10 protein-coding genes and 1 tRNA gene are annotated in these 12,188 nt (G+C 71.2%); 5 read left to right on the top strand and 6 right to left on the bottom strand.

What is annotated here, in order from left to right:
• The first annotated feature begins 15 nt into the window (after positions 1-15).
• Positions 16-477 (top strand): NAD(P)-binding protein, encoded by a 462-nt coding sequence (locus tag QP119_RS03490; protein ID WP_284773687.1) that lies wholly within the window; start codon positions 16-18, stop codon positions 475-477.
• A 7-nt stretch (positions 478-484) separates the two neighbouring features.
• On the opposite strand, the gene QP119_RS03485 is transcribed toward QP119_RS03490, so the two are convergent.
• Positions 485-3,442 carry an FAD-binding and (Fe-S)-binding domain-containing protein gene (locus QP119_RS03485; RefSeq protein ID WP_284773686.1) on the bottom strand — a complete coding sequence of 986 codons (2,958 nt, stop codon included), beginning with the start codon at positions 3,440-3,442 and terminating at the stop codon, positions 485-487.
• Between the two features lie 209 nt (positions 3,443-3,651).
• On the opposite strand from QP119_RS03485, the gene QP119_RS03480 reads away from it, so the two are divergent.
• From QP119_RS03480 to QP119_RS03470, 3 genes are all read left to right on the top strand, one after another.
• A complete protein-coding gene (locus QP119_RS03480; protein ID WP_284773685.1) occupies positions 3,652-4,263 on the top strand; it encodes a DUF1707 SHOCT-like domain-containing protein in 612 nt (203 codons plus the stop codon).
• Between the two features lie 94 nt (positions 4,264-4,357).
• A complete protein-coding gene (locus tag QP119_RS03475) occupies positions 4,358-5,659 on the top strand; it encodes a pyridoxal phosphate-dependent aminotransferase (RefSeq protein WP_284773684.1) in 1,302 nt (433 codons plus the stop codon).
• A 126-nt stretch (positions 5,660-5,785) separates the two neighbouring features.
• Complete coding sequence (locus QP119_RS03470; protein WP_284773683.1) at positions 5,786-6,871, top strand: glycerophosphodiester phosphodiesterase family protein; 1,086 nt, start codon at positions 5,786-5,788, stop codon at positions 6,869-6,871.
• A gap of 16 nt (positions 6,872-6,887) precedes the next feature.
• Here QP119_RS03470 and QP119_RS03465 read toward each other — a convergent pair whose 3' ends face one another.
• The 3 genes from QP119_RS03465 to dcd form a co-directional block, all read right to left on the bottom strand.
• Positions 6,888-7,355, bottom strand: a complete 468-nt coding sequence (locus QP119_RS03465) for a DUF1992 domain-containing protein (RefSeq protein WP_284773682.1) — start codon at positions 7,353-7,355, stop codon at positions 6,888-6,890.
• A 26-nt stretch (positions 7,356-7,381) separates the two neighbouring features.
• Positions 7,382-8,713 (bottom strand): UDP-glucose dehydrogenase family protein, encoded by a 1,332-nt coding sequence (locus QP119_RS03460; RefSeq protein WP_284773730.1) that lies wholly within the window; start codon positions 8,711-8,713, stop codon positions 7,382-7,384.
• 82 nt (positions 8,714-8,795) lie between these two features.
• Positions 8,796-9,359, bottom strand: a complete 564-nt coding sequence (dcd, locus tag QP119_RS03455; protein WP_284773681.1) for a dCTP deaminase — start codon at positions 9,357-9,359, stop codon at positions 8,796-8,798.
• Between the two features lie 63 nt (positions 9,360-9,422).
• Here dcd and QP119_RS03450 point away from each other — a divergent pair.
• A tRNA-Gly gene (locus tag QP119_RS03450) sits at positions 9,423-9,496 on the top strand.
• Between the two features lie 71 nt (positions 9,497-9,567).
• Here the strand turns inward: QP119_RS03450 and QP119_RS03445 are convergent.
• Entirely contained in the window at positions 9,568-10,374 is an 807-nt protein-coding gene (locus QP119_RS03445; RefSeq protein ID WP_284773680.1) for a DUF6544 family protein, read from the bottom strand.
• A gap of 176 nt (positions 10,375-10,550) precedes the next feature.
• Positions 10,551-12,071, bottom strand: a complete 1,521-nt coding sequence (locus QP119_RS03440) for a hypothetical protein (protein ID WP_284773679.1) — start codon at positions 12,069-12,071, stop codon at positions 10,551-10,553.
• Between the last annotated feature and the right edge of the window lie 117 nt (positions 12,072-12,188).

The raw sequence follows: 12,188 nt of genomic DNA, 5'->3' as shown, positions 1-12,188 counted from the left end.
GGAAAGGACCCCACGATGACCGACGTCGCAGTACCCCGCGTCGCGGTCGTCGGTGCCGGACCGGCCGGCATCGTCGCCGCGGACAGGATCGCCCGAGCCCTGCCGCCGCTGTGTGTGGACCTCATCGACGCCCGCCCCGCCCCCGCCGGCCTGCTGCGCTGGTTCCGCACCGACCGCGTGCGCCTGCTGGGCAACGTCACCGTGGGCCGCGACGTCACCGCCGCCGAGTTGGCCTCGATTTACGACGCCGTGCTGAGCACCGTCCCGGGCATCTCCGGCACCCACGCCGACACCGCCGCCCTCCTGGACTCGCTCGGGCGCGTGGAACCGGCGGGCGCCGGCGACCTGGCCGCCCTGCTCGACGAGCGCGGGCTGGCCCACACCACCTGGACCGCCGGGCCCGGCGAGGCCGTCGGCGGGCTCGAGGAGTGGCGCGAGCTGACGCGCCGCGCCACCGGCGTGCCCGTCTGCGTCTAGGGCGGGCCTAGTCCGGGCGGGTGGCCTCGTCGAGCAGGTAGAGCACGTGCTCGAAGTCGCGGCCGGTGACCTGCTCCATACCCACCTCGCAGGTGCGGTTGGCCGAGACGTAGGCGTCGACGGCCATGTCAGCCTCCGCGGTCTTCAGGCCGGCGCGCTCGTCGCGGGTGGCCGCCTCGAGCAGCTCAGGGTGCAGCAGGCCGCGGTCGCCGGCCGCGCCGCAGCACGCCGCGCCGTGCGGGACGAACGCATCCGTGGCCGCGAAGCGCGCGACGTCGACAAGCTCGTCGGCCAACCCCATGTGCTGCAGCGAGCAGTTCGGGTGCACGGCCACGCGCCCGGCGCGGTGGGTGACCTCGAGGGCGGGCACGAGCTCGTCGTGGGCCCACTCGACGGCGTCGAGGACGCGGACCTTGCCGAACTGCTCGGCGAGTTCGCCGTCGAGCTGGCCGGGGATCTCGTCGAGGATGTTGTGTGTGCAGCTGGCGGCGTCGACGACGACGGGCAGGCGGCCGTGGTCCGACCAGCGGATCAGGTCGCGGGCGAGCTGCTCGGACATGTACTTCTTCGCGGGCTTGTAGCCCTTCGACGAGAACGGGGTCGCGCAGCAGGAGCCGGCGACGTCGTCGGGGATGACGACGGGGCGCCCGGCGCGCGCGGAGAGGTCCACGAGCGTCTGGGCCAGTGACTTCTCCCCGATCGAGCGGCCGAACATGCGGTTGATGCAGGCCGGGAAGTAGACGGCGGCCGCGCCTTGGGCGGTCGTCTCGGGCAGTGTCGCGTTCGCGGCGGGCGGCAGGCCGTTCTCCGCCGAGGGCATCAGGTCGGTGGCCACGACCTTGCGGGCCAGCGAGGTGATCCCGGAGACGAGCGCGGTGCCGGCGGGCTTGCCGAGCACCCGGGTGACGATGTCGGCGGTGCCGAGCCCGGTGCGCGCGGCGGCCTCGACGGTCTCCCAGCGCTTGGCCAGCGCCAGGGCGATGCGGTCGGCGGTCTCGGTGGCCTCGAGGGCGCGGAACTGCTTCATCATCGCGCCGGTGTCGATGGAGATCGGGCAGGCGATCGCGCAGGTGCCGTCGGCGGCGCACATGTCCACCGCGTCGTAGCCGTAGTCGGCGTGCAGCGCGTCGAGGACCGGGGAGCCCTCGGGCTGGCGGGCCATCTCGCGGCGCAGGGCGATGCGCTGGCGCGGGGTGACGGTGACGTGGCGCGAGGGGCAGACGGACTCGCAGAAGCCGCACTCGATGCAGGCGTTGGCCACCTCCTCGATGCGCGGGTAGCTCTTGAAGTCGCGCATGGCGATCTCGTCGTCGAGGCTGAGCTTGGTGCCCGGGTTGAGCACGCCTTGCGGGTCGAGCAGCTTCTTGACGCGCCAGAACAGCTCGTAGATGTGGTCGCCCCACTCGCGGCGCACGAAGGGGGCCATGTTGCGGCCGGTGCCGTGCTCGGCCTTCATCGAGCCGTCGTACTTGTCCAGGATCAGCTCGGCGAAGGCCTGCATGAAGCGGGCGTACTCGTCGCGGGCGTTCTCGTCCTCGAAGTTGGGGGTCAGGAAGAAGTGCAGGTTGCCGTAGGCGGCGTGGCCCATGACCATCGGCGGGTAGCCGAAGGAGGTCAAAAGGTCCATCAGGTCCTTCGAGGCGGCGCCGACCTCGGCCGGCGGGCAGCAGGCGTCCTCGGTGAGCAGGGCGGAGCCGTCGGGGCGGGTCGTGGAGAAGAGCGGCATGAGCCCGCCGCGGATCTCCCAGGCCTGGTCCATGGAGACCTTGTCGTACATGAACTCCAGGGGGCTGGTTAGTTCCGCCTCGGCGAGCACCTCGCGCACCGCGGCGATCTTCTCCTCGAGCTCCCGCTCGTCGCGGCCGGCGACCTCGACGAGCAGCGCGGAGTCGTCGTCGGAGAGGTCGGCCCAGGACTCCTCGGCGCCGGCGAAGTTGCCCACGGACTCGCGCAGCACCGGGGAGACGAGCAGCTCGCAGGCGGCGGCGCCGGCGGCGACGATGTCGGCGACGTAGCCGGCGGCCAGGTCGAGGCGCGGCAGCATCACCCAGGTCACGGCGCGTTTGGTGGGCAGCTCGAGGGTGCGCAGGCGGGCCTCGTCGATGCAGCCGAGGATGCCCTCGGAGCCGACCATGAGGCGGCCGAGGATCTTGACCGGCTGGTCCTCGTCGAGGAAGGCGTCCAGGCGCAGGCCGTTGGTGTTGCGGATGGTGAACTTGCGGCGCAGGCGGGCCACCAGCTTCTCGTCGGCGCGGATCTCGTCGCGCAGGGCGGCCAGGCCGGCGTGGATCTCCGGCTCCGCGGCGGCCAGCTTCGCGTCCGCGTCCGGCGCGCCGGTGTCGACGACGGTGCCGGAGGCGAGCACGAGGCGCACGGACTCGAGGCTGTGGTAGCTGTCCTGCTCCGGCGGGCAGCGCATGCCGCCGGAGTTGTTGGAGAGGATGCCGCCGATGGTGGCCACGGACTCGCTGGCCGGGTCGGGGGCGAAGCGGCGCCCGGAGCGGGCGAGGACGGCCTGCACGTTGCGCAGGACCTCGCCGGGGCGCACGCGCAGCACGGTGCCCTCGAGGACCATGCCGCGGAAGTGGTGGCGCATGTCGACGAGGATCTCGTCGGTCTGCACCTGGCCGTTGAGCGAGGAGCCGCCGCCGCGGAAGGTGAGGTGGCGGCCGGTGCCGCGCGTGTAGTTGATCAGCTTGACCAGGTCGTCGGTGGTCTCCGGGGTGACCACCACCTGGGGCAGGATGCGGTAGGGCGAGGCGTCGGTGGCGTAGCGGACCAGGTCGATGGCCCGGTGGAGGACCTTGTCCTCGCCGAGCAGGCGGATCAGGTCGCTCTTGAGGGGCTCAGGCGTGCCTGCGGCCATGTGGTCGGGCACGCGGTCGGGGAACTCGGTCCTGCCGTCCAGCTGCCGGACGTCGGGGCGCGCGATCCTGCGGGGGTTCTTCGCGGCGATGGGGCTCATATACCGAGGGTAGAATCGCGGGGGTGGCCACGTGTAGTGTGCTGAGGCTCGCCTCTCCGTAAGACGGGGGTGGTGCGGAGGGTGTGGGCGGGGCGGCGCGGGGGTGCGGGCGGGGCGCCGGTGACGGCGCGGAAGAGGTGGCGCGGTGGGTCGCCGGATCAGGGTTTTCCCCGATGACCGGTGGCGCGGGACCCGGTAGACTCGCTGACGTGACCCCTCAGAACCCCAGGACCCCGGAGGTCCGGCTCTCCGACGCCGACCGCTCAGCCGCCATGTCCGCGCTCGGCCGCGCGATGGCCGAGGGGCGTCTGGACCTGACCGAGTACGACTCCCGCTGCCAGGCGGCCGCCGCCGCGCAGGTACGCCGCGAGCTCGACGTGCTCTTCACCGACCTGCCGCGCAGCGTCTTCCGCGCCGGCGAGGCCGGCGAGGCGGTCTACTCGGCCAGCGAGATCGCCGCGGCCCGCAAGCGCGGCCAGCACCCCCGGGCCGCGGCACTGCTGCTCAGCGCCGTCGCGGGGATCGCCGGCACGGTCGTCGGCGCCACCGTCCCGGGCGTGGCCGGCGCGACGATCCTCACGGTCGCGCTCGCGCTGGTGCCCGTGGTCTTCATCCTGCTCTACGTGGCCAAGGTCGGCCCGGACTCCTGGTACGCCCCCTCCCCGGCGCAGCTGGAGCGGGCGCGTCTGCGGGAGATCTACTCCGCCGAACGGTTGCGGGTCGCGGAGAAGCGTGCCGAGCAGCGCCGCCGGCGCGAGGAGCTGACGGACCAAGCGATGGGGATCGCCCAGAACTTCCTCGGCGACCGGGGGAAGCGGTAGCCGGGGAAGGCTGCTGAGGGGGAAGTGACGCGAACCGCAAGAAATGCCGCGACCGGCTCCCGCGCGGGCGTCGTCACGTGGCACGATAGGTTCCGTGACTAACAAGAAGCAGAAGAACACGACCGCCGAGAGCACGCAGCCCACCCAGGCCGCGAAGCCCACCCGGCGGCGTCGGCCGCGGCGCGAGTTCGACCAGTCGGAGAAGCTCAAGGACGTCCTCTACGAGATCCGCGGGCCGATCGCCGCCGAGGCCGAGCGGCTCGAGCAGGAGGGCCACCGCATCCTCAAGCTCAACACCGGCAACCCGGCGCTCTTCGGCTTCGAGGCCCCGGACGTCATCGTGCGCGACATGATCGCCGCGCTGCCGACCTCCCAGGGCTACTCCAACTCCAAGGGCATCATCCCGGCGCGCCGCGCCATCGTGACCCGCTACGAGGTCATCGACGGCTTCCCGCACTTCGACGTCGACGACGTCTTCCTGGGCAACGGCGTCTCCGAGCTGATCACCATGGTCACCCAGGCGCTGCTCAACGACGGCGACGAGGTACTGATCCCGATGCCGGACTACCCGCTGTGGACCGCGGCGACCACGCTGGCCGGCGGCAAGGCCGTCCACTACCTCTGCGACGAGGAGGACGACTGGAACCCCTCCATCGAGGACATCCGCGCCAAGGTCAACGAGAAGACCAAGGCCATCGTGGTGATCAACCCGAACAACCCGACCGGCGCGGTCTACTCGAAGGAGATCCTGGAGAAGATCGTCCAGGTCGCCCGCGAGTACGACCTGCTCATCCTCGCCGACGAGATCTACGACCGCATCCTCTACGACGACGCGCAGCACATCTCGATCGCCACGCTGGCCCCGGACCTTCTGACCATCACCTTCAACGGCCTGTCCAAGGCCTACCGCGTGGCCGGCTACCGCTCCGGCTGGATGGTGCTCACCGGCCCGAAGGACCACGCGGCCGGCTTCATCGAGGGCCTCGAGCTGCTCGCCGGCACCCGCCTGTGCCCGAACGTGCCGGCCCAGCACGCCATCCAGGTCGCCCTCGGCGGGCGCCAGTCCATCTACGACCTGACCAGCGAGATGGGCCGGCTGACCCGCCAGCGCGACGTGACCTACGAGAAGCTCAACGCGATCCCGGGCGTCAGCTGCGTCAAGCCGCGCGGCGCGCTCTACGCCTTCCCGAAGCTGGACCTCGAGGTCTACGACATCCACGATGACACCCAGCTGATGCTGGACCTGCTGCGCCGCGAGAAGATCCTGCTGGTCCAGGGCACCGGCTTCAACTGGCCGACCCCGGACCACTTCCGCGTGGTCATGCTGCCGTGGGTCTCCGAGCTCGACGCCGCCATCGAGCGGCTGGGCAACTTCCTGGCGAGCTACAAACAGTAGCCGCGGGGCGGCCCGGGCCCGCCGCCCGGCCCGCGACGGCTGCGCGGCGGCGCGGGCGGGGTTATCGTGACCGCGGAACCTCCCGTCGCCGAGCGCGGCCACCCCGCACCCCCGAAAGGCCAGAGAATGTCCCGCTTCCTGCCCCGCGTCACCCGCGCCACGAGCACCACGAGCACCACCCGCGCCGTGCGTACCACCGCCGCCGTCCTGGCGGCCTGCTCCTTGGCCCTGTCCGGCTGCTCGGGCGACGGCGAGGACGCCGAGTCGACCACCGGCTCGCAGGAGGCGAGCCTGGTCGGCGCCGGCGAGATGCTCGGCGACACCTTCGACCTGCAGGCCCACCGCGGCGGGCGCGGCGAGTGGACGGAGAACTCCTCAGGCGCCTTCTCCGAGGCGCTCATGGCCGGGGTGACCACCCTGGAGCTCGACGTGGTCGTCTCCGCCGACGGGGTGCCCGTCGTCTGGCACGACCCGGAGATCGACCCCGAGAAGTGCGAGGACACCCAGCCGGTCACCGAGGGCGACGAGCAGTTCCCCTACGTGGGCAAGCTCGTCCACGAGCTGACCTACGAGCAGCTGCAGACCCTCAACTGCAACAAGCAGCTCGAGGACTTCCCCGACGCCGAGCACCCGCACGCCAACTCCCTGATCCGCCTCGAGGACGTCTTCGACGTCGCCGCCGGCGAGCCCGAGGTCCGCTTCAACATCGAGACCAAGATCGAGGCCGAGGAGCCGGAGAAGTCCGCCAGCCCGCAGGAGTTCGTCGACGCGATCGTGCCGGTGCTCCAGGAGCGTGACGTGGTCGACCGCGCGACCATCCAGTCCTTCGACTGGCGCTCCCTGCCGCTGGTCCACGAGGCCGAGCCGAAGCTGATGACCGTCGTGCTCTGGGACGACACCACCTGGAAGCCGGACTCCGTGTGGACCGGCGACGTCGACTACGACGCCGTCGACGGCGACATCACCCAGGCCGCCGCCCAGCTCAACGCCGGGGTTCTCTCCCCTGACTACGAGCTCGTCGACGAGGACCTCATCGCCCGCGCCCACGCCTCCGGCCTGCCGGTAATCCCCTGGACGGTCAACGAGGCCTCCGACATGCAGAAGATGATCGACCTCGGCGTCGACGGCATCATCACCGACTACCCGACGCGCCTGAAGGGCATCCTCGACGAGCGCGGCATCACCTACCTGCCGGGCGAGGCCCGGCAGTAGCCGGCGGTCCAGCAGCTCAGCGCCGCCACCACAGCCACCACCGGCGCCTGCGTCGGCTTCGATTGACGACGTCGCGCCCCTCGCCGTCGGCGCGCACCCGCGGCGCGGGCGGGTGCGCCGAGCGCCACTCGGCGAGCAGTTCGTCGACGTCGACCGTGTGCACGGGCAGGTTGGGCCCGTCGCCGATGCCCTGCCGGATCACCTCGGCGACCTGACGGTTGAAGCCGGAGGCCAGCTCGCGGACCTCGGCCTCGGTGGCACAGGAGCGGGCCTTGCCCGCCAGGCGCTCGCGCTCCTTGCGCAGCCGCAGCGCCGGCGGCAGCAGCGCCTCGCGGTCGACGTCCTCGGCGGCCAGGCGCCGGCTCAGCCAGGTGTCCGGCCCGCGGCGCACGGGCAACGGCTTGCCCGCGCCGGGCAGGTCGTCGAAGTCACCGCGCTCCTGCGCCTCCCGGATGCGTCGCTCCACGAACGTCTCGAAGCTCATCCCGGCCGGCTTGCGCGGGGGCGTCGTCAATTCAACGCACGACCCAGGGCGGCGACGGTCCAGCCCTCGGCACGCCACGCGTCGGCGTCGAGCACGTTGCGGGCGTCGATGATCACGCGCTCGTCGACGAGCTCGCCGGTGGTCGCGGGGTCGAGGTCGCGGAACTGGCGCCACTCGGTGGCCAGCACGACGACCTCGGCGCCCTGCAGGGCTTCCTCGACGCTGCCGGCGTAGCCGAGTGTGGGGAAGACGCGGGCGGCGTTCGCCATGGCCTGCGGGTCGTAGACGCTCACGGAGGCGCCGGCCAGGGAGAGGGAACCGGCGACGTTGAGCGCCGGGGAGTCGCGCACGTCGTCGGAGTTCGGCTTGAAGGCCGCGCCCAGCACGCACACGCGGCGGCCGATGAGCCGCCCGCCGGTCAGCTCGCGGGTCAGCTCGACGACGCGCTCGCGGCGGCGCTGGTTGATCGCGTCGACCTCGCGCAGGAAGGTCAGGGCCTGGTCCACGCCGAGCTCGCCGGCGCGGGCCATGAAGGCGCGGATGTCCTTGGGCAGGCAGCCGCCGCCGAAGCCGAGACCCGCGCCGAGGAACTTCCGGCCGATGCGGTCGTCGACGCCGATGGCGTCGGCCAGGCGGGTCACGTCGGCGCCGGTGGCCTCGCAGATCTCCGAGACGGCGTTGATGAAGCTGATCTTGGTGGCCAGAAAGGCGTTCGCGGAGACCTTGACCAGCTCGGCGGTCGGCAGGTTCATCTCGAAGAACGGGGTGCCGGCGTCCAGCGGGCGGGCGTAGATCTCGCGGGCGGTCTCCACGGCGGTGCTCGGGCGGTCGGTGCGGTGGCCGACGACGATGCGGTCCGGGGTGATGGTGTCCTTGACGGCGTAGCCCTCGCGGAGGAACTCCGGGTTCCAGGCGATCTCGACCTCGGCGCCCCTGCCGGACTCGGCGGCCAGGGCGTCGACGCGCTCCTGCAGCTCGACGGCGGTGCCCACGGGCACGGTCGACTTGCCGAGCACCAGGTGGCGGCCCTCCAGGCGCGGCACCAGGCCGTCGAGCACCGCGTGGACGTAGGTCAGGTCCGCGGCGTAGCTGCCGCGCTGCTGCGGGGTGCCCACCGCCAGGAAGTGCACGGTGGCGTGCTCGGCGGCCTCGGCGTAGTCCGTGGTGAAGCGCAGCCGACCGGCCGCCATGGTGCGCTCGAGGACCTCGGGCAGGCCAGGCTCGAAGAAGGGGACGCGCCCGGCGCTGAGCGCCTCAATCTTGGCGGGGTCGACGTCGACGCCGAGGACGTCGTGGCCGAGCTCGGCCATGCACGCCGCGTGGGTCGCCCCGAGATAACCGGTACCGATGACAGTCATCTTCATGACAGTCATGTCTACCCCCTCCCCCGCCGGGCCGCAGCGCGAGCGGGGCGCGGGTGGGGCGCGGGTGGGGCCGGGGTCAGTCGAAGTTGAGGTAGTACTTCGAGGGCGTCGGGCCGCGCTGGTTCTGGTACTTCGAGCCCAGCTCGGCGGAGCCGTAGGGCACCTCGGCCGGCGAGGACATCTTGAAGATCGCCAGCTGGCCGACCTTCATGCCCGGGTAGAGCACGATCGGCAGGTTGGCCACGTTGGACAGCTCCAGGGTGATGAAGCCGGAGAAGCCCGGGTCGATGAAGCCGGCCGTGGAGTGGGTCAGCAGGCCGAGGCGGCCCAGCGAGGACTTGCCCTCGAGGCGGCCGGCCAGGTACGGCGGCAGCGTGAAGCACTCGAGGGTGGAGGCGAGCACGAACTCGCCGGGGTGGAGCACGAAGGAGTCGCCCTCGGCCACCTCGACCGGGGTGGTCAGCTCCGACATCCTCCGCTTGGGGTCGATGTGGGTGTAGCGGGAGTTGTTGAATACCCGGAAGAACCTGTCGAGACGCACGTCAACGCTGGACGGCTGGATCAGCTCCGGGTCGAAGGGCTCGATGCCCAGGTCCCCGGACTCGATCGCGGAGCGGATGTCATGGTCGGAGAGAAGCACGTCCCTCATGGTAGCGACCGGGTTTCCCCGAGGGGTCGCCACGGTGTTAAGGTGTACGCCAGTGCCGATGTAGTTCAATGGCAGAACATCAGCTTCCCAAGCTGAATACGCGGGTTCGATTCCCGTCATCGGCTCCAAGAGAAACCGCTGGACCGGGCCTCCGGTTCAGGGGTTTCGTGTGGTTCGGGGGTGGGCGCCGCGGGTCTGCTCACCCGTAGGCTATCTCGCCGATCGCGCCGTCGAAGTAGACCAGCGGGGCGTCCGGGTACTCCCACACCGCCTGCAGGCGCGTGGGCAGCCGCAGCCCGTCCGCGCGGACGGCGTAGCCGGAAGCGCGGGCCGTCCAGGGGACGTACTCCATGGTGCCGTCGGGCCTGGCGACGGCGCGGTCCCGCGTGGTGAACTCGGCCATCTCGAAGTCCCCGGTGAACCTGAACTCGCCCGAGACGTGCGCGCCGCCGTGGCTGACGGAGGCGGCGACGCGGTGGGCGTCGACGTGCTCGAAGGTGATCTTCCCGGTCAGCAGGGAGGCGGGCAGGAAGAGGCTCTCGGCGAGGTAGGTCGCCAGGCAGGCCTGGTCCATCTCGGAGCCGCGCTGGTCGAAGAGCGTGACCGCCTTGCCCAGCACGCCGTGCATGCCGCCCGTGCCCGCCGCGTAGTAGTCGTAGCCCTCGAACGGGACCGAGAACATGCCGGACTCGATCAGCGCCAGCCGCTCGGGCTCCAGGGCGCTGTTGTACTGGGTGTAGTCGATCCGCATCGGCGACGTGGCGGGTCCCCGGGAGAACGCCACGTCCGTGAAGCGGATCCGCATGTGGTTCATCCTCGGGGTACCGGGGAAACCGGCGCGGGCCACGAACTCCCGGACGGCCGGCGGCAGACCGGCGAAGTCGGCCTCGGTGAAGGTGCCTCCCGGTCCGGCCGCGGCGGCGCGCACCTGCATCGCCGCGACGTCGCGGGAGAACCGCGCCCGCAACGGCGACCAGGGCACCCGGAACCAGACCGGGACCCCCAACGCGAGTCCGAGGCCCGCCGCGGCGGCGTACGCCTTCCATCTGCTGCGTGCGGTCCTACCGCGTCCGGTCCTTCTGTGTCCGGTCCTTCTGTATCCAGTCACGGGTAATCCTGGTGCTCGTAAGCGGAAAGGCCGGACCACGTGATCGTGGTCCGGCCTTCATTCATGGGATTCAGTCAGCGGTTCTCAGCGGAGCCCGGGTTCTGCTGGCCCTGCGGCCCCTGCGGGAACTGACCCGGCTGCGGCTGGCCGAATTGCGGGCCCTGCGGGAACTGGCCCTGCTGGGGCTGCTGGAACGGACCCGACTGCGGGAACTGGCCCGGCTGCGGCTGCTGCGGCTGACCGAACGGGCCCGGCTGACCGAACTGCGGCCCCTGCGGGCCCTGCGGGAACTGACCCTGCTGAGGCTGCTGGAACGGACCCGACTGCGGGAACTGGCCCGGCTGCGGCTGCTGGAACTGGTTCGGCTGCGGCTGCTGCGGGCCGAACTGACCCTGCGGAGCCTGGAACTGGTTCTGCGGCTGCTGGAACTGCGGCTGCGGGATCTCCTCGCGGATCTTGCCCTGGAACCAGGCGCGGGTATCGGGCATGGCCAGCATGACGATCAGCGCAATCGCGTAGAGGAGCGCGAAGATGGCCGTCCACGACATCTCAAGGTTGATCGAGAAGATCGCCATCAGGGAACCGAGGACGATGGGGGCCGTCGACGCGATGAGCGCCCAGTTGTTCAGTTCACTGCGTCCACGCATCACCATCAGGATCAGCGCCAGCGCGTGGAGGCAGAGCCCGAAGCAGAGGGCAAAGGAAACGGGAATCGCAGCCAGAACAGCACCCCCGGTGAACGCGTCCGAGATACCGAGGGCGTCCGACTCACCGGAGTCAAAGGCGGCGTAAACGATGACCGGCAGGATAAAGATACCGAGCAGGAAGACCACGAATCCGCCCAGCGCCGTGAAGACGAGGGCCTTCGGCAGCGTGGGCAGCTGGGCCAGCCGCGCCTTGAAGGTGGAGGCGGGCTCGTCGGCGTCGCGGACCTTGTACTGCTTCGGCGGCTTCGGGGGCTGCTGCGGCTGCTGGTTCTGCTGCTGGGGCTGCGGGCCCTGCTGGCCCGGCTGACCGGGCTGCTGGAAGTTCGGGGCCTGCTGGTTCTGCGGGCCCTGCGGGCCGGCCTGACCAGGCTGACCCGGCTGCGCGAACTGCGGGACCTCGTGGTTCTGGTGGCCCTCGTGAGCCTTGTCCTCATCGGCCTTGTGGGCCGCACCCTCGGGCTGCTCGCCCAGGCGCGGGGCCTCGTGGTCCTTGACCTCCGGCTCGGCGTGTGCACCCGGCTTGTCCGCGGGGGCCTCGTCGACGCGCACCTTCGTGGTCTCCGCCTCGGAGACCGGGACGGCCGTGGAACCGGCGGACTCGTCCGACTCGTCCTGGGAGCCGACGCCCGAGGCGGCGAGCTCGTGCAGCGCCGGGATGTCGATGGGCGTGGCCTCCGGGTCGTCCAGGCGGGCGTCGTGGATGTGACGCAGCTGCGGGTCGGAGAAAATGGCGCGGGCCGTGGAGACCTCGTCGACCTGCGGCGAGTCCGGCCCGGCACCCTCCTGGCGGAGGGTCTCCAGGCGCGCGCTGAGCTGGGCGCCGAGCTCCTCGCAGCTGGCCTCCCGGTTCAGCCCGAGAGAGGCGTAGAGGTCGTAGTGCTGAGACATGTTGGTTCCTCGTTGATTCCTACGTCAGTTAAGGCCCGCCCCGTGAGGCGGCGCTGTGCGGTAACGATACCGACCACCATGCACCGACGCAGGTCTCCCCCACCCAACTAAACGGGG

It is taken from the genome of Corynebacterium frankenforstense (assembly GCF_030211955.1).
GTDB lineage: Bacteria > Actinomycetota > Actinomycetes > Mycobacteriales > Mycobacteriaceae > Corynebacterium > Corynebacterium frankenforstense_A.
The sequence above is the reverse complement of the archived record's forward strand: the minus strand, read 5'-3'. Positions and strand labels throughout refer to the sequence as shown.

What these genes read in the sequence shown, in the direction of transcription:
- QP119_RS03490 (WP_284773687.1), top strand. Translation starts at nt 16, where the DNA reads ATGACCGACGTCGCAGTACCCCGCGTCGCGGTCGTCGGTGCCGGACCG.
- QP119_RS03440 (WP_284773679.1), bottom strand. Translation starts at nt 12,071, where the DNA reads ATGTCTCAGCACTACGACCTCTACGCCTCTCTCGGGCTGAACCGGGAG.
- QP119_RS03465 (WP_284773682.1), bottom strand. Translation starts at nt 7,355, where the DNA reads ATGAGCTTCGAGACGTTCGTGGAGCGACGCATCCGGGAGGCGCAGGAG.
- QP119_RS03460 (WP_284773730.1), bottom strand. Translation starts at nt 8,713, where the DNA reads ATGACTGTCATCGGTACCGGTTATCTCGGGGCGACCCACGCGGCGTGC.
- QP119_RS03470 (WP_284773683.1), top strand. Translation starts at nt 5,786, where the DNA reads ATGTCCCGCTTCCTGCCCCGCGTCACCCGCGCCACGAGCACCACGAGC.
- QP119_RS03485 (WP_284773686.1), bottom strand. Translation starts at nt 3,442, where the DNA reads ATGAGCCCCATCGCCGCGAAGAACCCCCGCAGGATCGCGCGCCCCGAC.